Genomic DNA, 20,540 nt, shown 5'->3' with positions numbered 1-20,540 from the left:
GTATTTTAATGGCGCAAAAAATTATTGCAGACTACCCTAGAATTAGTTGAGTTTTTAAAGGGGAGGGAGTATTTCACGATGCCTGAGGAGCAAAGCCTGCAGACCGATTTTCGCAAGCGACCTGAAATATTGGTGATTACCGGTATTTCGGGGGCGGGGCGTAGTACCGCCGCGAACACCTTAGAAGATGAGGGGTGGTACGTCGTCGATAACATTCCACCTCAGATGCTTGAGGCTTTAGCGGATCTGGTTACTCGTGCACCGGATTCTATGCCCAAGCTGGCTGTTGGTATTGATATTCGGTCCCGCGCCCTGTTCAATGACTTGCCCGCGGCAATTGATACTTTGCGTAAATCTGATGTTGAGTTCTCCATGCTTTTCATGGATGCAAAAGATAAAGATATTATCGCCCGTTATGAAGCACAGCGCCGTCCGCATCCTCTGCAGGGCGAGGGTCGCGTTTTGGATGGTATTGTGCGTGAGCGCAAACTGTTTTCAGAGCTTAAAGAAGCAGCTGACTCGGTGATTGATACTTCGGATATGAACGTGCATCAATTGGCCAAAACTATCCGGGAAATGTACTCGCAAAAGGGCCCCAAGCTCCTCAACCTCACTCTCATGAGTTTTGGATTCAAATATGGCGCACCTTCGGATGCCAACATGATGGTAGATATGCGTTTTATCCCTAATCCTCACTGGGTTCCCGAACTCCGTGCTCTGACTGGCAAGGATGCCGGTGTACGGGATTTCGTCTTCCAGAATCCGGGTACTTTGGAGTTTGTGGAGAACTATTTGCAGGCTCTCAGGCCCGTTATCACTGGGTACCGGCATGAGGGTAAGCACTATGCAACTATTGCTATTGGGTGCACCGGTGGTAAACATCGTTCGGTGGCTGTGACCGAAGAGCTCGCTCGGCGTCTGAGCGAAAATCCCGAGGTCCACGTGAACATTCAGCACCGTGATATCGGTAGGGAATAAGGAAAGAGTATGAATATTTCTCCTTCAAGTCCTGAACCCGGTGACATCGTGCGCACCCCTGAATTTGAAGTTCCAGCGCATCTCACACCGCGCGTCTGTGCTTTGGGCGGTGGGCATGGGCTGTATGGTTCTTTGTCCGCTCTGAAACACGTCACTACAGATTTGACGGCAGTGGTTACGGTTGCGGACGACGGCGGCTCATCTGGTCGGCTCCGCCAAGAATTCGGGGTGGTTCCTCCGGGAGATTTGCGCATGGCGCTCTCTGCTTTGTGCGACGATTCTAATTGGGGCAGAACATGGCGAGATGTCATGCAGCACCGGTTTACTTCAGATGCCCCAGATGCCGAAGGCGCTCTGAATCAACATGCCCTGGGGAATCTCTTGATTGTGACTCTGTGGCAATTGCTGGGAAACACCGTGGCTGGTCTTGATTGGGCGGGGGCTCTTTTGCATGCGCGCGGTCGAGTGCTCCCCATGTCTTGCACCCCGTTGGTCATTGAGGCGCAGAGTCGTACGCTCAATGCTCAAGGCGTTGAGACACGTGAACATATTGTCGGGCAGGTGAATGTTGCTCAAGCAACGGAAGTTTCTCATGTGACCCTTACTCCTGCGGACGCGGAAGCATGCCCGGAAGCAGTTCAGTCCATTCTGGATGCCGATTGGGTGATTTTGGGACCAGGCTCGTGGTATACCTCGGTTTTACCTCATTTGTTGTTGCCCGGTATCCGGGAGGCTCTGCTAAAGACTTCTGCCCAAATCTGTTTGGTCATGAATCTGGAGTTGGAAGACAAAGAAACAATGGGTCTTTCTGCTGCTGAGCATCTACAAATTTTGCGAAACTACGCTCCTGAATTTAGGCTTAACGCGGTCATTGCCGACAGCGATGGCATGGGCGAGCCCACCGAGCTTGAAGAAATCGCAGCTCAAATGGGCGCAGAAGTTTCGTGGGTTTCCGTGAGAAGCTCTCAGGATCGGAATGTTCATGATGCGCTGAGATTGGGAGCGGCGTACCAAGATCTATTTAGACGGCATATTTAAATAACGCACCTAGTCAACTCCCTGTACACTCGCTATAGCAACAAAAATGCTGTGTACTTTCGGCACGGCTTGGTAATTGGAGGCACTTCCGTATGGCCCTGACGGCTTCGGTTAAAGAAGAATTGGCTCGCTTTGAGACGACGAAATCGTCGGTTCGCAAAGCGGAGGTTTCCACGATTCTGCGTTTTACCAGTGGTCTGCACTTGGTATCGGGTCGTATTGTAATCGAATCTGAGGTGGATATAGAAGCCACCGCTCTACGCCTGCAATACAACATCGCTGAATTGTATGGACATGAATCCGAGATAACTTCTGTCTCTGGCGGCGGTCTGCGCCGCGGTGGTCGCTATATTTTGCGGGTTAATAATGGGGGAGAGGCATTAGCTCGGCAGACAGGACTGTTGGACGGACGGGGTCGCCCGGTTCGGGGACTACCTCCTGCAGTGGTCAATGGTTCGGTAGCTGATTCGGAGGCGGTCATGCGCGGTGCATTCTTAGCGCACGGTTCGCTCACCGAACCGGGGCGTTCTTCTGCGCTTGAATTTACGTGCCCCGGTTCAGAAGCTGCTCTTGCCTTGGTGGGTGCGGCTCGACGTCTGGATGTCATCGCAAAGGCGCGCGAAGTGCGCGGCGTAGACCGAGTGGTTGTACGAGATGGCGAAACCATTAGCGCACTTCTGGAACGAATGGGCGCTACCGAAACTCTGAATAATTGGCAGGAGAAGCGTGCTCGTAAAGAAGTGAGAGCGACTGCGAACCGCCTCGCAAATTTTGATGATGCCAACCTGCGCCGGTCTGCGCAGGCGGCAGTGGCTGCGGGCGCGCGAGTCGAAAGAGCACTTGAAATTTTGGGAGATCGGGTACCTGAGCATCTTCGGTATGCTGGACAACTGAGGGTTGCACATAAACAGGCCTCGCTGGATGAGTTGGGTCGTTTGGCTGATCCGCCGATGACGAAGGACGCTATTGCTGGGCGGATTCGCAGACTTTTGGCTATGGCGGACAAACGAGCGCAAGAAAACGGTTTACCCGGTACATCTAACGGGTCGGATTTTTACCTATAAGATTGCCTTCAAATAAGGGATGAGCAAAAAAGCTCATCCCTTATTGCTTTTAAGGGGCAAACGCAGATTGTGCACATGCAACCCCGCAAAACAACTCAAAACAACGTGATTTATCAACAATTAAGGACTTTTTAGGCATTTTGAATATGTATTTACCAATAAAAAACACAAATTCACACCCAAACTCACATAAACAGTGTAAAATTATGGATGAAAGAGAAGAGGAGAACATTCTCCTGAAGGAGCATTTCTTCGTTTCTCTTATAACAGTTCACTGATACTAAGGAGATTGATAACAGTGACTACTCGCGTAGCTATTAATGGTTTTGGACGCATCGGTCGTAACTTCCTTCGCGCAGCAAAGGAACACGGCGAAGGTTTTGAGATTGTTGCTATCAACGACCTCACCGATGTTAAGACTCTTGCTCACCTGCTGAAGTATGACTCCATCATGGGTCGCTTTAACGGTGAAGTAGAGGTTACTGAAAACGGTATCTCCGTAGACGGCAAGGAAATCAAGGTTCTGGCTGAGCGTAACCCCGCTGACCTACCCTGGAAGGACCTTGGGGTTGACATCGTTCTCGAATCCACCGGTTTCTTCACCGATGGTGAGAAGGCAAAGGCTCACATCGAAGCTGGCGCTAAGAAGGTTATCCTTTCTGCACCCGGCAAGAACATTGACGGCACCTTCGTCATGGGCGTCAACGATTCTGACTACGATTCAGAGTCAATGCACATCGTTTCTAACGCTTCTTGCACTACCAACTGCCTGGCTCCCATGGCAAAGGTTCTGAACGACAAGTTCGGTATCAAGAAGGGGCTCATGACCACCATCCACGCTTACACCGCTGATCAGCGTTTGCAGGATGCTCCTCACTCAGATCTTCGCCGCGCACGCGCAGCAGCTCTTAACATGGTTCCCACCTCAACCGGCGCAGCAGCTGCTGTCGGCTTGGTTCTTCCTGAACTCAAGGGTAAGCTAGACGGCTTCGCTGTTCGCGTTCCCACCCCCACCGGATCCATCACCGACCTCACTTTCGAGACCGAGAAGGATGTCACCGCTGAGGAAATCAACGCTGCAATGAAGGAAGCCGCTGAAGGTGACTTCAAGGGAATCATCAAGTACAACGAAGACCCCATCGTGTCTAAGGACATCGAAGGTGAAGCTATCTCCACCGTATTCGACGCTCCTCTGACCAAGGTTATTGGTAACCAGGTCAAGGTTATCGCTTGGTACGACAACGAATATGGCTACACTTCACGTCTTGTAATGTTCACCAACAAGGTTGTTTCAGCACTCTAATCTCTTAGAGTTGTTCTGTAAGCACTCATAGCTCATCAATATTGGAGTTGAACACCATGGCAAAATCTGTTGAAGATCTTCTTGCTGAGGGTGTATCTGGTCGTCACGTTCTGGTCCGCTCGGACTTGAACGTGCCTCTGGATGGCACCACCGTTACCGATGATGGCCGCGTCAAGGCATCACTTCCGGTTCTTACTAAGCTCGCTCAGGCTGGCGCTAAGGTGATCGTTATGGCTCACCTCGGTCGCCCCAAGGGCAAGGTTGATCCTCAGTTCAGCATTGCTCCTGCGGCTACCCGCCTGTCAGAACTTGCTGATTTCAGCGTCATCATTGCTGAAGATGTAGTAGGTCAGGACGCTCAGTCCAAGGCTGAATCATTGCAGGACGGCGAAGTTCTCGTGCTAGAGAACGTTCGTTTCGATGCGCGCGAAACTTCTAAGGACGACGCTGAGCGCGGAGAATTCGCAGATGAGTTAGTAAAGCTCACCGGTGAAAACGGTGCTTATGTTGATGATGCTTTTGGTGCTGTGCACCGCAAACACGCATCGGTGTACGATGTCGCCAAGCGTTTGCCGTCTTACCTGGGCGACCTGGTCAAGACCGAAGTTGATGTCTTGGCGAAGACACTGAACAATCCTGAGCGTCCGTTCGTGGTAATCATGGGTGGCGCTAAGGTGTCGGATAAGCTTGCGGTCATCGACAACTTGATTGGTAAAGCTGACACCATCCTGATTGGCGGCGGTATGGGTTACACCTTCGCTGCTGCGCAGGGTTACAAGGTAGGTAAGTCGATTCTTGAATCGGATCAGATTTCTACTGTGAAGCGTTACATTGAAGAAGCGCAATCAAAGGGCACCGAACTGGTGACTGCAGTTGATGTTGTTTGCGGCGATGACTTCTCCAATGATGCCAAGTTCGAAACCCGTCCCATTGACGATATGGAAGGTGGAGAGCTGGGCGCAGACGCTGACGGCCTGGATATTGGTCCTGAGACTCGTAAGCTCTTTGCAGAGAAAATTAAGTCTGCAAAGACTATCTTCTGGAATGGTCCTGTAGGCGTAGCGGAGTTTGAAAACACTGCTCAAGGTACCAAGGCAGTCGCTGAAGCTATCGTGCATTCAGATGCTTTCTCCATCATTGGTGGAGGCGATTCAGCAGCCGCTGTTCGCAAGCTTGGTTACACCGACGATCAGTTTGGTCATATCTCAACCGGCGGCGGTGCTTCCCTCGAATACATTGAGGGTAAGACCCTTCCTGGTTTGGACGCATTAGGAGCCTAAAGCTCTTGAATATGGCGGGTTGCCCTGGAGGGCGACCCGCCATATCACTATGAAGGCTTAGCAGTTTTTATACAATGGAGTAAAGAACACTACGGCGAGAGCCGAGATAAGGAAAACAACATGTCACGTACTCCCTTTATTGCTGGCAACTGGAAGATGAACCTTGATCACGCTCAGGCAGTGACCTTGGTACAGAAACTGGCTTGGACTTTGGACGACACCAACTTTGACTTTGACAAGGCAGAAGTTGTGGTCTTCCCTCCTTTTACTGACATTCGCTCGGTACAGACTCTCGTCGAGGGCGATAAGCTCAAACTTGCTTACGGCGGACAGGATCTCTCCGATCAGGACTCCGGTGCTTACACCGGCGATATCTCCGGTGAATTCCTGAAAAAATTGGGTGCCAAGTACGTTTTGGTAGGTCACTCTGAGCGCCGGACCATTCATGGTGAGTCCGATGCTGTATGTGCAGCGAAGGTACAGGCAGCTTACCGCAATGACCTCGTTCCTGTTTTGTGCGTGGGCGAAGGTCTGGAAACCCGTGAAGAGAACAAGCACGTAGAGTTCACTCTTGAGCAGCTTCGCGGTTCTTTGGACGGTCTTTCAGCCGAGCAGGCTGAGACTCTCGTGGTAGCTTACGAGCCTGTTTGGGCGATTGGTACCGGCAAAGTAGCAACTTCAGCAGATGCTCAGGAAATGTCTGCAGCTATCCGTGCTGAAATTGAAAAGCTTTACTCAGCTGATGTAGCCGAAAAGGTTCGCATTCTCTACGGTGGTTCGGTTAAGGCTGCATCCGCTCCTGAAATTATGGGCGAGAACGACGTCGACGGCGTACTCGTTGGCGGAGCTTCTTTGGACGCTTCTGAATTCGCTAACATTGCGCGTTTCGACGCATAAGTAAAGTCGCTTAATATAAGGGTCGGTGAATAACGCTCTGGCTTGTTCACCGACCTCTTCTGCAGGTATTGTTTGAGTTTCAATAGTGCCCATCGACTGCATTTGCTTTCAATCTGGCGTATAGTTTTATCTGCCCTGACTACTTAAGAGTAGGAGCGGGCAATCGTTTACTACTTGTGAAAGGCTCTCGTGGAGATTCTCAAAGTCACTCTGATGGTGATTATCGCTATTTCGAGCGTTATTACCGTTCTTTTGGTTCTACTCAACCGCGGTAAGGGTGGCGGTCTTTCAGATATGTTCGGTGGCGGCATGACCACTTCCTTGAACTCTTCAGGATCCGCCTCAAAGAACCTGGTTCGGTTGACGGTAACGGTAATCCTGATTTGGGTTATTTCGATTATTGCTTACGGTCTTATGCTTCGGTTTGAGACGGCATTGGTTTAATATCTCTTAGTTTTAATAAAAAGTGGCTCCCACCAAACGGTGGGAGCCACTTTTGACTGCAACCTCAGGTCTTTATCTAGCTTCTGCTGAGAACTTTAGATTGCCCTGTGCTGCAGCATCCGCCCAAATAATTGTTTTCTCAAGTCCTCTAGCTCCGGCGGCGGGAGTTTCGGTGAGGATATCTGCTGAGAGCTCTTCGTCCTTGACTGATGAAGCTTGCATGACACGCGTCAATGGGGCGTTCTTGTCTTCTCCCGATACCATGAACCAAATCTGCTGGGAATTGCAGATAACGGGTCGAGTCAGCGTTACTCGATGGGGTGGGGGTTTGGGTGAATCATGAACCGCTAGGGTGATTGCCTTTTCTTCATGAATCTCTGGGCGATGGGGAAAGAGCGATGCGATGTGTCCGTCAGGGCCCATACCCAACAAAGAAAGACCAAACGTAGGGTATTCTGCGCCCGTAGGAGCAAATTTCTTCAGTTCCTGCCGGTAAGCTTCTGCAGCTTTTTCTGCAGTGTCGAACTGGTCAGATGCGCCTATCACATGCAGATTTTCCGCGGGAATATCCAGTGATGCGAGGAGCGCATCAGCAGCCTGCTGGGAATTTCGGTCTTCGTGACCGGTGGGTACAAACCGCTCGTCGGACCACCAGAAGTGTACGCGGGACCAATCGATATCTTTGAGTGCACGCAATTCACCCGCTGTTTCCAGGATCTTGGAACCCATAGTTCCCCCGGTGAGAGAAACATGTACTAGCTCATTATCTGAGAGGTCCTGCTGTAGGGCGCTGAGAAAATGAGCGGCAAGTTCATCTGCCAAAGTTTTTTGGTCAGGAAAAGAAATAAAGCGTGGTTTAGGCATCGAAAACCTCCGTACAGTTGACGCCTTCAGTGACGTCCTCGTTATTGTTCAAATCAACGACGATGTTCCCAGAGTGAAGCGCCTTGGTTAGCACTTCACCGTAGACTTCATCGGGATCCAGACGCCGCAGTTCCTCTGCCAAACATTCGGCAAGAGTACGAACCGGTAGCGCTATCTGCTGGTCGGGAGCACCGGGATAGGAAAGCTTTGCGATATTCCAATCGGGGCGGTCGATGACAATCTTGCCGTCTTCACGTTCGAGCTCCACCCTGTACAAACCGCGTTCAAGATTGGTCGTGGAAAGGTGAACCTCTGCTTCAAGCTTGTAACCAAGCCACGCGCCGAGCAAGACCACCGATGGAGATTTAGAAGACCCAGAAACGGTAACTTTCTGAGTGGGAGAGTAGGGGATTTGGTCGAGTATAGCCGCTAATTGTATACGCCACAGTGTCAACCTAATCCACGCAAGGTCAGTATCGCCGTCTTGATAGGTTTTGGAGAGCTGGCTCAAAACGGTCATTGGATCATAAGCACGAGCAGAATCAGTAATACGACGCTGGGCAATTCGACCAATGGAAGTTTCAGCAGGAGCTTCAGGAACCGAGTGGGGCCACCACGCCACAATGGGCGAATCGGGCAACAACAGACCAGAAATCAAAGATTCGGTAGGTTCCGCTGCCCGACCCCAACCGCGCAGAACAATGAGCTCAGAAGCACCCGCTTCACCACCTACTTCAATCTGCGCATCCAACCGGTTTTCGGCATCGCGATCTTTTGCAATATGGATAATAATCCGGCAGGGATGTTCGTGCGATGCCGCCTGCGCAGCTTCCATCGCCAGCCGAGAATGCCCCGATTCGGCAAGCATAACCAGCGTCAGAACACGACCGGAAATCGTATTTCCCGTTTCATCCCGCAACCGAGAAATTTCTTTTTCAATTTTGATGGTATCTGTGTTTTCAAGGATGCTGATCACGGGCGTCTCCAAACGCGATTATCGCGAGCTAATAGGGTATTTGCGGATTCAGGTCCCCACGAGCCCGGGGCATACTCATCGGGCTTGATATTGTGCTGAGCCCAATATTTCTCAAAAGGATCAAGAATTTTCCAGGAAAGTTCCACTTCCTCCTGGCGGGGGAAAAGCGGCGGTTCGCCCAGGAGAACGTCCAAAATCAACCGTTCGTATGCTTCAGGGAGCTCTTCGGTGAAGCTATGACCATAGACGAAGTCCATGTTCACATCACGAATCGCCATCTGGGTTCCGGGAACCTTGGATGAGAAACGAATATTTAGACCCTCATCTGGCTGAACTCGAATCACGATAGCGTTCTGACCGGCGTCATTAGAATTGTTGAATAGCAGATTGGGCGATTTTTTCAAGACCAGTGCGATTTCAGTAACGCGACGCCCTAACCGCTTTCCGGTGCGCAGGTAAAAGGGAACGCCGTTCCAACGGCGCGTATTGATATTGACCTTGATCGCGGCAAACGTTTCAGTGCGGGAGGTAGAAGGAATATCTTTTTCATCAAAGAAACCATTGACCACTTCACCACCCTGGTAACCAGAGGTGTACTGCCCAATCGCAAAGGAGTTCGACAGATTCTCAGGGAGCGTGACCGCTTCAAGTACTTTTTCTTTCTCGGTTCTCAAATGATGAGCCTTGAAAGAAATAGGTTCTTCCATAGCAGTCAGTGCTAAGAGTTGCAGAAGGTGGTTCTGGATGACATCGCGGGCTGCACCTACTCCATCGTAATAACCAGCACGGGAGCCAATACCGAAAGGCTCAGCCATCGTAATCTGCACATGATCGATATGGTTTGAATTCCATAGAGGCTCAAAGATTTGATTGGCAAAACGCATGGCCAAAATATTTTGAACAGTCTCTTTACCCAGATAATGGTCGATGCGGAAAATAGCATCCGAAGGGAAAACATCCTCAACAATTTTGTTGAGGTCGCGTGCAGACTCTAGATCGTGGCCAAAGGGCTTCTCGATAATGACACGACGCCAGCCCTTGCCGTCTTTCTGCTGCGCTAATTCATGTTTAGCCAGCATCTGCAGAACGCTCTCAAAATCCTTGGGCGGAATTGAGAGATAAAACGCGTGATTACCTTGAGTGCCCCGGGATTCCTTGAGTTCTTCAAGAGTTTCATTCAGCCGGATAAATGAATCATCATCGTCAAAGGCACCTTGAACAAAACGTATTCCGGTGGCGAACTGATTCCATACGTCTTCACGGAACGTGGTGCGCGAATGAGCTTCCACTGATTCACGCACAAAATCCTTGAATTGGTCGTGGGACCATTCACGTCGTCCGAATCCAACCAGTCCAAAGCTAGGAGGCAAAAGTCCACGGTTCACCATGTCATATACTGCCGGAAGCAGTTTCTTCCGCGCGAGATCACCGGTTACTCCAAAAAATACCAGGCTACTGGGCCCAGCAACACGGGTGAGCCTGCGATCCCTGGGATCTCTCAGAGGGTTTGATACATGAGTCATAGACACAGAGTTCTGTCCTTAACTTTTACCTAATATTGTGGCGGTGCCCGCACATTGCGGGCACCGCCCTCATTATTTCACTCAATCGCTAAGACCGTAAATTTTTCTCAGCTTAACTCTTGAATAGGTGACCCATATTATGCAGAGACCAAAGCTTTCTTGACGGTTTCAAGAAGTTCAGCCCAGGAAGCGTCAAACTTTTCGATACCTTCGTCTTCAAGCTTTTTGACAACATCGTTGTAGGAAACACCCTGAGCTTCGATGTCGTTGAGTACCTTATTGGACTCGTCGTACGTACCTGAGATGGTATCTCCTACGACTTCACCGTGTTCAGCGAAGTAGTCAAGGGTCTTCGCAGGAACGGTGTTGACGGTGTTGGGTGCAACCAACTGGCTGACGTAGAGATCTGCAGGATATGCAGGGTCCTTGGTGCCGGTAGATGCCCACAGCGGACGCTGCACGTTGGCGCCTGCGGCTGCCAGACGTTCCCAGCGCTCGGAAGAGAAGGTCTCTTCAAATGCTTGGTATGCCAGGCGAGCGTTCGCCAAACCTGCTTTACCCTTGAGAGCTTTCGCTTCTTCGGTACCAATGGCATCGAGCTGAGCATCGATCTCAGAATCAACGCGGGAGATAAAGAAGGAAGCTACCGAATGAATCTTTGAAAGGTTCTTACCGTTCTCCAATGCCTTTTCCAGACCGATCATGTATGCATTCATGACGGCGCGGTAGCGCTCGAGAGAGAAGATAAGGGTGACGTTCACCGAGATACCCTCAGCCAACGTTTTAGCGATAGGCTCCAGACCCTGCTCTGTGGCGGGAATCTTAATCATCAGGTTCTCACGGTTGACCTTTTCCGCCAGAGACTTTGCCATCTCAGCAGTGCCATCGCTATCGCGAGCCAAACCGGGATCAACTTCTAGGGACACCCGACCATCACGACCCTGGGTGGAGTTGTAGATGGGTGCGAAGACATCGCATGCCTTCTGTACGTCGTCCGCCATGATGGTGAAAACTGCGTCTTCCAGGGAAGTATCAGCAGCCGCCAGTTCTTTAACCTGCTCAGCGTAGGACTCACCGTTAGAGAGCGCGCCGGCAAAGATGGTGGGGTTAGTGGTAATTCCCACAACGTTCTTGGTATCAATCAGCTCCTGCAAGTTACCAGTGGTAATGCGTTCGCGGGAGAGGTCATCGAACCAGAGGGAAACTCCGGCGTCGGAAATTTTTTGAGTTGAAGTAGTCATTGTTAAAACCTTTCGTCCAGAATCTTGAAGAAAATGGAGGGTGCTCTCTCGGTGAGAAAAGCACCCTCTGTGAACTATTTCTGAGTAGCCGCGATGGATTCTTCGGCAGCCTTTACAACTGCTTCAGAGGTAATACCGAATTCTTCGTACAGCTTCTCACCTGCGGCGGAAGCACCAAAGTGTTCCAGAGAAACTGCGCGGCCGGCATCGCCGAGCAAGTCATACCAGCTCATGGCAAGACCGGCTTCAACGGTGACTCGCGCCTTCACCTCGGTAGGAATAACCGATGCACGGTATTCTTCGGATTCAGCAGCGAACCATTCACGTGATGGCATGGAAACTACCCGGGCAGCCACGTTCTTCTCAGCCAGCTTCTGGCGCGCATCCAAAGCAATTTCAACTTCGGAACCGCTAGCAATCAGAATGACATCGGGGGTGCCTTCGGTATCTGCTAGTACGTAGCCACCGCGAGCTGCTCCTTCAGCTGAGGCAAACTTTTCCCCCTCTGCATCGGGGTGCAAATCTTCGCGAGCAACGTTGGTGAGGTTCTGGCGGGAAAGAACCAACCCGGCCGGATGATCCTTGATTTCCAGAATCTTGCGCCAGGCAACGGCCGTTTCGTTACCATCTGCAGGACGAACGACGTCGAGACCGGGGATTGCACGCATTGCAGTGAGGTGCTCTACCGGCTGGTGGGTGGGGCCATCTTCACCCAAACCAATCGAGTCGTGCGTCCATACAAAGATGTTGGGAATGCCCATCACTGCAGCCAGGCGAACTGCTGCGCGCTGGTAGTCGGTAAAGACGAAGAAGGTACCGTTGAAGGGGCGGGTGGGAGACGCTAGAACAATACCGTTGGTAATAGCTGCCGCAGCGTGCTCGCGAATACCGAAGTGCAGTACTCGCCCGTAGGGGCTTGCGCTCCAGCTGGCGGTGCTACGGTGTTCGGGGTTGAACGATTTATCAGTGTCGATGGTGGTGTTATTGGAGCTTGCCAAGTCAGCAGAGCCACCCCAAAGCTCGGGCATGACTGGAGCCAGAGCATTGATAACCTTGCCTGATGCTGCACGGGTAGCGATGGAAGAACCAGCTTCAAATACTGGCAGGGATTCGTTCAGGTTTTCCGGAAGCTTTCCTGCTTCTAGGCGAGCATACAGCTTTGCTTCCTCGGGGTGCTCAGATTTCCAAGCCTCAAAAGACTTCTCCCACTCAGCACGTTCTGCTGCATTGCGCTCCTTAACTTCGCGCGTGTAGTTGAGGATTTCATCATCAATGAAGAAATGCTCATCGGGGTTGAAGCCCAGGTATTCCTTGGTAGCAATAACTTCTTCTGTGCCCAACTTTGCACCGTGAACGCCGCCGGTGTTCTTTTTATTGGGGGAGGGCCAACCGATGACGGTGCGCAACTCAATGATTGAAGGCTTATCGGTAACCTTCTTGGCAGCCACGATGGCGTCGTAGAGAGCCTGAACGTCTTCTTTGTATTCGCCGGTTTCAGTCCAGTCAATACGGGTGGTATCCCAGCCATATGCTTCATAGCGTTTCAAAACGTCTTCGGTGAAAGCGACGTCAGTGTCGTCTTCAATGGAAATGTGGTTGCGGTCGAAGATGACGACGAGGTTGCCCAGTTCCTGGTGACCAGCGAGTGAGCTTGCCTCAGAAGTGACGCCTTCTTGAATATCGCCTTCAGAGGCAATAGTGAAGATGGTGTGGTCGAAAGGTGATTCACCAGCAGGTGCCTCGGGATCAAAGAGACCGCGCATGCGGCGCTGAGCGTATGCAAAACCTACGGCAGAAGCTAGACCCTGGCCGAGGGGGCCGGTGGTGATTTCCACACCCTTGGTGTGCTTGTATTCGGGGTGACCAGGAGTCAACGAACCCCAGGTGCGGAGCGCCTTCAAATCATCCATCTCAAGACCGTAGCCATTGAGGAACAGCTGAAGGTAGAGGGTGAGCGATGTGTGACCGGGGGAGAGGATGAAACGATCTCGTCCCATCCACTTGTCGTCGCTAGGATCGTGACGCATCACCTTCTGGAATAGCAGGTGTGCAACGGGAGCCAAGCTCATTGCGGTACCGGGGTGACCGGAGCCAACTTTTTCGACGGCATCTGCAGCAAGGACACGTACGGTGTCCACTGCTCGCTGGTCTTTTTCATTCCACACAAGTTTATTGTTGAGATCAGGCACAGGAAGTCCTTTCTGTGGTGGAGGATTCCCACCGTATTTTCCCTACTATGTAAATCTTTATCTAGTCATCTAGCCCGCCACAAGGGGAGCTAGGGCGATTACTTCCAGAATAGTAGAAAGCACTCCATAAATTCAGGCTCGCTCAAAAAGCTGAACACCCGTGCGTTTTAGGGGAACCTTTTGAGAGCATTCGGAGTGAGGTATAGTTTATATTTGACTATCTGTTACTTTGCCGTGCTCAAAATACTTGCAGACGCCGCAAAGGGGCAGATTATTGCACGCATTCTTGGGTAGGGAGCCAAATTTTGGTGAAGGTCGATAGCACTCCGAGCATTTCTACTGCTCCACGAGAGAGCAGTGCACCTGGAGAGCAAAAAATCGGTTTTGTTCGTAAAGCAAAGGCGTACCTGCACTTGACCAAGCCTCAGGTGATTGAACTATTGTTGGTCACCACCGCTCCAACCATGATGTTTGCCGCCGGCGGTATGCCCAATCTTTGGCTCATTTTGAACACCATGATTGGTGGGGCTATGGCTGCCGGTGCTTCGGGCGCATTTAACTGCTATATCGACCGTGAAGCTGACCGTAAGATGAAACGTACCGAAAAGCGACCTCTGGTCACCGGTGAGTTGACAGATAAAGAAGCACTTGTCTTCGCGTGGATTCTCGCGGTTATCTCCATCGTATATCTCTTCTTCCTGGTCAATCCTTTGGCAAGTGCCTTAGGCGTGGTGGCGATTTTGCTCTACGTGGTCTTCTACTCGCTAATACTCAAGCGTAGAACTACTCAAAATATCGTCTGGGGTGGACTCGCCGGTTGTATGCCCGTCTTTATTGCTTGGGCTGCAGTTGAAAACCGCATTACCTGGGCAGCTGTTGTGCTGTTCCTGGTAATTTTCTTATGGACGCCACCGCATTACTGGCCCCTCTCTATGAAGTATGCCGAAGACTATCAGCGCGCTGGAATCCCTATGCTCGGTGCGATTGCTAGCGCTAAGAGCGTATCCGTTCAGGTAGTGCTCTACGCATGGGCAATGATTGTTTGCTCTTTGCTTCTTATCCCCTTGGGCGGTGCTGGTTGGGTTTACACCATTACCGCTATCGCCGCAGGCGTTTGGTTCCTTTTTCACTGCCATAAGTTGCATCATTTGGCGTTAGAAGAACGCGCTACCAGCCGCACTGCAATGACCGTTTTCCACGGATCTATCACCTACCTCACCGTGCTGTTCATCGCCCTGGCAATCGATCCTTTCGTAGGGGATGCAGTGCTGAGTCTCTAATACTGACTTGCTTGCGAGACATTTCCAAAAGGATTGACTCACGCACTAGAAAGAATAAAAAAGGGCCCGAGAACACTTATGTTCTCGGGCCCTTCTTCCATTGTGTTTAGCGGGAAATGACGGGTGCTTGATAAATCCGGCGAGCTGTTTTTTGCCGCTCTGATGCAGAGCCGATGACCAACTGCTTTTCAATGAGCGATACTGCAGCCCAGATGAAAAGTCCTGAACCGAGCAGGTGCAGTTCTACTAACCAGATAGGAAGTCCGTTGAAGTATTGGGTATAACCTACTACCGCCTGGTAAACCAAGACCAGCAAGACCAGCGTGATTCCCTTCTTGAGGGAGACAGGCCAGTTGTTCTTCCGTTGAAGAAGCAGTACAAAAATGACGGTGGCGCAGTAAGCCCATACCCCCAGTGAGTGCATGCGTGTCACGATGACAGGATTAAAAGCGTGACGGTGCGCCTGGGGATCACCTGCGTGAGGACCGGTGCCCGTTACAACGGTGCCCATGAAGACAAGGTAAGCAACCAATGCCAACCCGATCCAACCCAAAATCCGCATTTCCTTGGACTGAGCAGGGAGGGTTTCCTCCAACACTCGTTCAGAGGCAGAAGAAGTTTTCTCAAAATAGCGCAGAACACGGTTGAGGTAGATAGCGGCAATGCCAATCATGATGCCGGTGAGGTAGAAATGCGCTGTAATCATCCAGGGGTTCAGTTTGAGCCACACCGAGATGCCGCCCACAATTGCCTGCAAGGGAATGCCCCAGAGCAGTAGCAAAGAAAGATTGAAAATATCTGAGTAGCGGTTCTGTGCAGAGCGAAGTCCAGTAAACAGAAGAGGGAAGACGTCTTTGAACCCCCGCGCATGAGGTAGGACGATGCGCACGATAGAGAGAAAAGCAAGAACGGTGACCGCCATCAACACGAAAGTGAGCATGCGGTTACCAAACTCAACAATGCCGTGGATGCCCATCTCAGGCGTCGTCGTCCAGGAGCCTTCGGTAGTACAGCGGGGCCACGTATCACAGCCCAAACCTGACCCGGTGAGTCGGACGATTCCGCCAGAAACAATCAGGAAGATATTGGCGAGGACTACCGCGTACGCCATTGTTTTGACCCAGGGGGTGTATTCGGTAGGGAGTAGTTTCTCGCGAAGGGAAACGAGCCTATCGCGCTTTTGAGGCGCGGTGTTGACAGACATAAGAACCTAACTAACGCTATTTACGCTGACCATTTGAAAAATTTGGCGGCAAGGGAGCCACAAAGTATTGCCCATACCAGCATGACGAGGTGGGGTAGGAAAAGAAACTCCTGGTGCAAATATTCTCCACGAAGAGCTGATCCGAGCGCTCCCGACGGAAGAATATTGACAATCCACCCGAGAATTCCGGGGAAATGATGCGTGGGAATGAGCGTTCCACCACCAATGGCTAGGATTGCCCACGCCATGTTCACAATTGCCAAGGTAGCTTCTGCACGGACGGTACCCGCAATGAGCATCCCCAGCGCGGTGAAAGCTGCTGCCCCACAGAGCAGGGTAGGAATAGAGAGCAAAATGGGGATGAGATGCGGGCGGAACCCTAGGAGAACCGCCACCAGCAGCACAATGAGATACTGCACGACAATGACGGTGAGAACCGCCAAAATTTTACCCATCATCAAACCGGTTTTGCCCAAAGGGGTAGTGGAGAGAAAACGGAGAACACCGTAGCGGCGGTCAAACCCAGTTGCAATACCTTGACCTGAGAGCGCCGTGGAAATGACACACAGAGCTAACACTCCTGGCACCGCAATATCTAGACGGGTTACGCCTAACTGCTGGGCATAAGAATCGAGGAAGCCGGTATACCGTAGACCCACCAAAGCGAATAGAGGGAATGCTATGTTGAGCAGAAGTTGCTCGCCATTTTTAAGCATGGCGAGCGTTTCATATTTTCCCTGCGCCAGGATACGTTGTGGAAAGCTTGCAGCAGAGGAAGCAACTTGCTGGCTCATTGAATATCACGTCCTGAGATTTCTAAAAATACGTCTTCCAACGTGCGCTGAGAAAGTTCGAGCGAAACCGGCATAAGATTTTGCTGCTCTAGTTCAGCACCGAGTTGAGCAATGACGCCGGGGGAGAGTTGCCCCTCCAACGCATAGTGGTGGTCGGAGAGGTGAATCAACGTGACATCAGAGCGCAAACGGTCTGTGAGGCGTTGAGTATTGAGCTTGTCCGCCAGAGTGAAAGTGAGTCTTTTATGGTTGCTGTCTTCCCCCGCCAGAAGCTCCTGGACGCTTCCATGCCGAACTACAGTACCGGCATCAACGATATACACATCATCAGCAAGCCGCTGGGCATCGTCAAGAAGGTGGGTAGTGAGAATAATGCCCACACCTTTTTCTTTTTGTTCGCGGATAATTTCAAAGACGACATTGCGGGATTGGGGATCAAGTCCGGCGGAGGGCTCGTCAAGGAAAAGTACTTCGGGCCTGCCCATCAGAGCTGCGGCGAGCGCAACACGTTGTTTTTGGCCGCCGGAGAGCCTGCGGATAGTGGTCCCGTTAAAGGAATGGATACCCAACCGCTCTGCAATTTCATCCACTTTCAGGGGATTCTGGTACATGGAAGAAATGTGCTTCAGCAAGGGGATGGGTCGCATTGCCTGAGGTAAGCCGCCGTCTTGCAACATAATTCCCACGCGAGCGCGTAATTCTGGAGAAGCTCCCCACGGGTTTTCACCGAGCAATTGAACCGTGCCTGAGGTGGGTTTTTGAAGCCCCTGGGCGCATGCAAGCGTGGTTGTTTTCCCCGCACCATTTGCCCCCAATAGCACACAGACTTCCCCGCGGTGGGCGGTGAGTGAGAGTCCATTGATAGCGCTGACGGTGCCGCGTTCGTTGATTTTCTCTGGATGTTTCTGCGCAAAATCACGCGATGGCTTAAATTCTTTAACCAGAGAAACTATCTGAACTGCAGCGAGGGCAGAGGTGTTGCCCAGCTGAAAATGCGGGTGTGAGGAGTTCAGGTTTTGCACTACTCTAGCTTACGCTGTGGCGAATAAAGTCTCATCTCCGGCAGGTGTATTTGGTCAAACTATCAGAGCAATCCCAGGGTGTACCTTAGCGAGGGGATGAAGTAGTAGGTGAATCGAGTGTGCGCTGAGAGCAAAGAAAGGTTTGCCTTACTAGATTTGAACCCACGAATTAGGTCATACTTTATTTGTGTATTCCGTGAATCAAGACTCCGCAAAGAAGCCTACTGGTGCGCGCAATACAGAAACAGAGGAAAGAACACGCGACCGTGTTCTGACCGGAGTACTCACTCAGGGCCCTGTTTCTGCGGCCAGTCTCGGTGAAGAACTCAATCTCACCCCCGCCGCGGTGCGCCGACATCTCGATGTCCTCGAACACGACGGGCTCATTATTGTCGCACCTCTTAAACAGCACGGAGCAGGCGCCGGACGACCCGCGCGTCGTTACGTCATAGCCCCTCAGGGGCATTCTCAGATTGGAAATGATTATCTGGGAATAGCAAAAGACGCTCTGCACCTGCTTGAGGAGAAGGTCGGCAAACAGGCTTTGCAGGCTTTCGTTGCAGCGCGTTCGGCAGAGATGGAAGACCGCTACCGACCTTTAGTTGAAGCGGCCGGCAACGACATTATGGCGCGGGCAAATGCACTCGCTTTGGCGATGTCGCAAGATGGTTTTGTTGCATCGGCTCAAGTAATGGACCCGCCAGCCGGGCGAAAACTACCCCAACATCTTCTAGCGAGTATTCAGCTATGCCAGGGGCACTGCCCAGTGCGTGATTTGGCTGAAGATTTTCATATTTTCTGTGACGAAGAAACCAAAATAATTGCGGATCTTCTCGGTGTCGACGTTCGACGGCTCTCCACTATGGCAGATGGTGCGCACGTGTGCACCACCCATATTCCACTGGAGCGGTTGAATGTGACCGAGCCACAGTAGAAAAGACTTTGCGGCGCATGCCGCTAAAGAACCCCACAAAGAAAGGCCAAAATGACTGAGCAAGTTGAGCGCAATGCCAACAACACCGTCATTTCAGAGATTCTGGAGGCTAACCCCGAGCTCGAGGGCATTGGTACCTACGAGTACGGTTGGGCCGACTCTGATATTGCAGGTCAGACCGCAAAACGCGGTTTGAATGAGGATGTTGTTCGTGATATCTCCTCGAAGAAGAACGAGCCCGAGTGGATGCTGAATATGCGTCTGAAGGCTCTGAAGTTCTTCGATCGCAAGCCCATGCCCACCTGGGGTGCGGATCTTTCGGAAATTGATTTCGATAACATCAAGTACTTTGTGCGCTCCACCGAGGGCCAGGCAAAGACTTGGGAAGATCTTCCCGAAGATATTCGCAATACCTACGAAAAACTGGGTATACCCGAGGCTGAGCGCGAGCGCTTGGTTGCTGGCGTTGCAGCGCAGTATGAATCTGAGGTCGTGTACCACCAGATTCGTGAAGACCTTGAGCAGCAGGGTGTAATCTTCGTTGATACCGATACTGCGCTCAAAGAGCATGAAGAGATTTTCCGCGAATACTTTGGCACCGTTATTCCTACCGGTGATAACAAGTTTGCAGCGTTGAACACCGCCGTATGGTCTGGTGGCTCATTTATCTATGTGCCCAAGGGTGTCCACGTTGATATTCCGTTGCAGGCTTACTTCCGTATCAATACGGAGAACATGGGTCAGTTCGAGCGCACTTTGATTATTGCTGATGAAGGTTCCTACGTTCATTACATCGAAGGTTGCACCGCACCTATTTACAAGTCCGATTCTCTGCACTCGGCAGTGGTTGAAATCGTGGTGAAGAAGAACGCCCGCGTTCGCTACACCACTATTCAGAACTGGTCGAACAACGTGTACAACCTGGTGACCAAGCGTACTCTCTGCGAAGAGGGCGGCACCATGGAATGGGTCGACGGCAATATCGGTTCTAAGGTGACCCAGAAGTACCCTGCTGTGTACATGGTAGGCGAGCACGCTAAGGGCGAGACTCTCTCCATTGCCTTCGCCGGTGAAGGCCAGCATCAGGATACCGGTTCGAAGATGGTTCATATTGCACCTCATACGTCTTCTTCGATTGTCTCCAAGTCAATTGCTCGTAACGGCGGACGCGCGGCATACCGCGGGCTCGTGCAGGTTCGAGAAGGCGCTCACCACTCGAAGTCTTCGGTGGTCTGTGACGCTCTCTTGGTAGATACCGTTTCCCGCTCGGATACCTACCCCTATGTGGATGTTCGCGAGGACGACGTCACCATGGGGCACGAGGCAACCGTCTCTCGCGTATCTGAAGAGCAGCTCTTCTACCTCATGCAGCGCGGTCTGACTGAAGAAGAAGCGATGGCAATGATAGTTCGCGGCTTCGTTGAACCTATTGCGCGTGAACTTCCGATGGAATACGCACTTGAATTGAATCGTCTGATTGAACTTCAGATGGAAGGATCTGTGGGCTAA

Annotated in this window: 18 protein-coding genes; 10 read left to right on the top strand and 8 right to left on the bottom strand. The window is 51.5% G+C overall.

Annotated elements, in window-relative coordinates; genetic code table 11:
• The first annotated feature begins 78 nt into the window (after positions 1–78).
• From rapZ to secG, 7 genes are all read left to right on the top strand, one after another.
• On the top strand, positions 79–978 hold the full coding sequence (gene rapZ / locus ACFR81_RS01675; RefSeq protein ID WP_145174542.1) for an RNase adapter RapZ: 900 nt from the start codon (positions 79–81) through the stop codon (positions 976–978).
• Positions 979–987: 9 nt separating this feature from the next.
• Positions 988–2,016: a gluconeogenesis factor YvcK family protein gene (locus ACFR81_RS01670; RefSeq protein WP_083147362.1), complete on the top strand. Its 1,029-nt coding sequence runs from the start codon at positions 988–990 to the stop codon at positions 2,014–2,016.
• A gap of 92 nt (positions 2,017–2,108) precedes the next feature.
• Positions 2,109–3,080, top strand: coding sequence for a DNA-binding protein WhiA (gene whiA, locus ACFR81_RS01665; protein ID WP_068172939.1), 972 nt, complete (start codon positions 2,109–2,111; stop codon positions 3,078–3,080).
• 298 nt (positions 3,081–3,378) lie between these two features.
• On the top strand, positions 3,379–4,383 hold the full coding sequence (gap, locus tag ACFR81_RS01660; RefSeq protein WP_068172937.1) for a type I glyceraldehyde-3-phosphate dehydrogenase: 1,005 nt from the start codon (positions 3,379–3,381) through the stop codon (positions 4,381–4,383).
• Between the two features lie 56 nt (positions 4,384–4,439).
• Positions 4,440–5,663: a phosphoglycerate kinase gene (locus ACFR81_RS01655; protein ID WP_151144992.1), complete on the top strand. Its 1,224-nt coding sequence runs from the start codon at positions 4,440–4,442 to the stop codon at positions 5,661–5,663.
• 120 nt (positions 5,664–5,783) lie between these two features.
• The gene (gene tpiA / locus ACFR81_RS01650) at positions 5,784–6,560 is read left to right on the top strand and encodes a triose-phosphate isomerase (RefSeq protein WP_343873761.1); all 777 of its coding nucleotides are present in this window, start codon (positions 5,784–5,786) and stop codon (positions 6,558–6,560) included.
• 189 nt (positions 6,561–6,749) lie between these two features.
• Positions 6,750–7,004 (top strand): preprotein translocase subunit SecG, encoded by a 255-nt coding sequence (gene secG / locus ACFR81_RS01645; RefSeq protein ID WP_068168394.1) that lies wholly within the window; start codon positions 6,750–6,752, stop codon positions 7,002–7,004.
• A 72-nt stretch (positions 7,005–7,076) separates the two neighbouring features.
• Here the strand turns inward: secG and pgl are convergent, their stop codons facing one another.
• The 5 genes from pgl to tkt all read right to left on the bottom strand — a co-directional run bounded on the left by pgl (position 7,077) and on the right by tkt (position 13,797).
• Entirely contained in the window at positions 7,077–7,868 is a 792-nt protein-coding gene (gene pgl, locus ACFR81_RS01640; protein ID WP_190616580.1) for a 6-phosphogluconolactonase, read from the bottom strand.
• Complete coding sequence (locus tag ACFR81_RS01635; RefSeq protein ID WP_068168398.1) at positions 7,861–8,844, bottom strand: glucose-6-phosphate dehydrogenase assembly protein OpcA; 984 nt, start codon at positions 8,842–8,844, stop codon at positions 7,861–7,863. The genes pgl and ACFR81_RS01635 overlap by 8 nt, the downstream gene beginning before the upstream one ends.
• Positions 8,841–10,367, bottom strand: a complete 1,527-nt coding sequence (gene zwf, locus ACFR81_RS01630) for a glucose-6-phosphate dehydrogenase (RefSeq protein WP_145174554.1) — start codon at positions 10,365–10,367, stop codon at positions 8,841–8,843. Before zwf ends, ACFR81_RS01635 begins: the two co-directional genes overlap by 4 nt.
• A 137-nt stretch (positions 10,368–10,504) precedes the next feature.
• Positions 10,505–11,608: a transaldolase gene (tal, locus tag ACFR81_RS01625; protein ID WP_068168403.1), complete on the bottom strand. Its 1,104-nt coding sequence runs from the start codon at positions 11,606–11,608 to the stop codon at positions 10,505–10,507.
• Positions 11,609–11,682: 74 nt separating this feature from the next.
• Positions 11,683–13,797: a transketolase gene (gene tkt, locus ACFR81_RS01620; RefSeq protein WP_343873751.1), complete on the bottom strand. Its 2,115-nt coding sequence runs from the start codon at positions 13,795–13,797 to the stop codon at positions 11,683–11,685.
• A 332-nt stretch (positions 13,798–14,129) separates the two neighbouring features.
• Here tkt and ACFR81_RS01615 point away from each other — a divergent pair, with 332 nt between their 5' ends.
• Positions 14,130–15,077, top strand: coding sequence for a heme o synthase (locus ACFR81_RS01615; protein ID WP_068168454.1), 948 nt, complete (start codon positions 14,130–14,132; stop codon positions 15,075–15,077).
• 106 nt (positions 15,078–15,183) lie between these two features.
• Here ACFR81_RS01615 and ACFR81_RS01610 read toward each other — a convergent pair whose 3' ends face one another.
• From ACFR81_RS01610 to ACFR81_RS01600, 3 genes are read right to left on the bottom strand one after another with little or no spacing between them, the layout of a single operon-like run.
• Positions 15,184–16,281, bottom strand: a complete 1,098-nt coding sequence (locus ACFR81_RS01610; RefSeq protein WP_068168410.1) for a COX15/CtaA family protein — start codon at positions 16,279–16,281, stop codon at positions 15,184–15,186.
• A 20-nt stretch (positions 16,282–16,301) separates the two neighbouring features.
• Positions 16,302–17,075: an ABC transporter permease gene (locus ACFR81_RS01605; protein ID WP_343873746.1), complete on the bottom strand. Its 774-nt coding sequence runs from the start codon at positions 17,073–17,075 to the stop codon at positions 16,302–16,304.
• Entirely contained in the window at positions 17,072–18,097 is a 1,026-nt protein-coding gene (locus tag ACFR81_RS01600; protein WP_343873743.1) for an ABC transporter ATP-binding protein, read from the bottom strand. The genes ACFR81_RS01605 and ACFR81_RS01600 overlap by 4 nt, the downstream gene beginning before the upstream one ends.
• A 187-nt stretch (positions 18,098–18,284) precedes the next feature.
• Here ACFR81_RS01600 and ACFR81_RS01595 point away from each other — a divergent pair, with 187 nt between their 5' ends.
• Both ACFR81_RS01595 and sufB read left to right on the top strand, forming a co-directional pair.
• Positions 18,285–19,031 (top strand): helix-turn-helix transcriptional regulator, encoded by a 747-nt coding sequence (locus ACFR81_RS01595; RefSeq protein ID WP_343873740.1) that lies wholly within the window; start codon positions 18,285–18,287, stop codon positions 19,029–19,031.
• Between the two features lie 51 nt (positions 19,032–19,082).
• Positions 19,083–20,540 (top strand): Fe-S cluster assembly protein SufB, encoded by a 1,458-nt coding sequence (sufB, locus tag ACFR81_RS01590; RefSeq protein ID WP_151144972.1) that lies wholly within the window; start codon positions 19,083–19,085, stop codon positions 20,538–20,540.

Source organism: Rothia amarae, assembly GCF_042677725.1.
Taxonomy (GTDB): Bacteria; Actinomycetota; Actinomycetes; order Actinomycetales; family Micrococcaceae; genus Rothia; species Rothia amarae.
The sequence above is the reverse complement of the archived record's forward strand: the minus strand, read 5'-3'. Positions and strand labels throughout refer to the sequence as shown.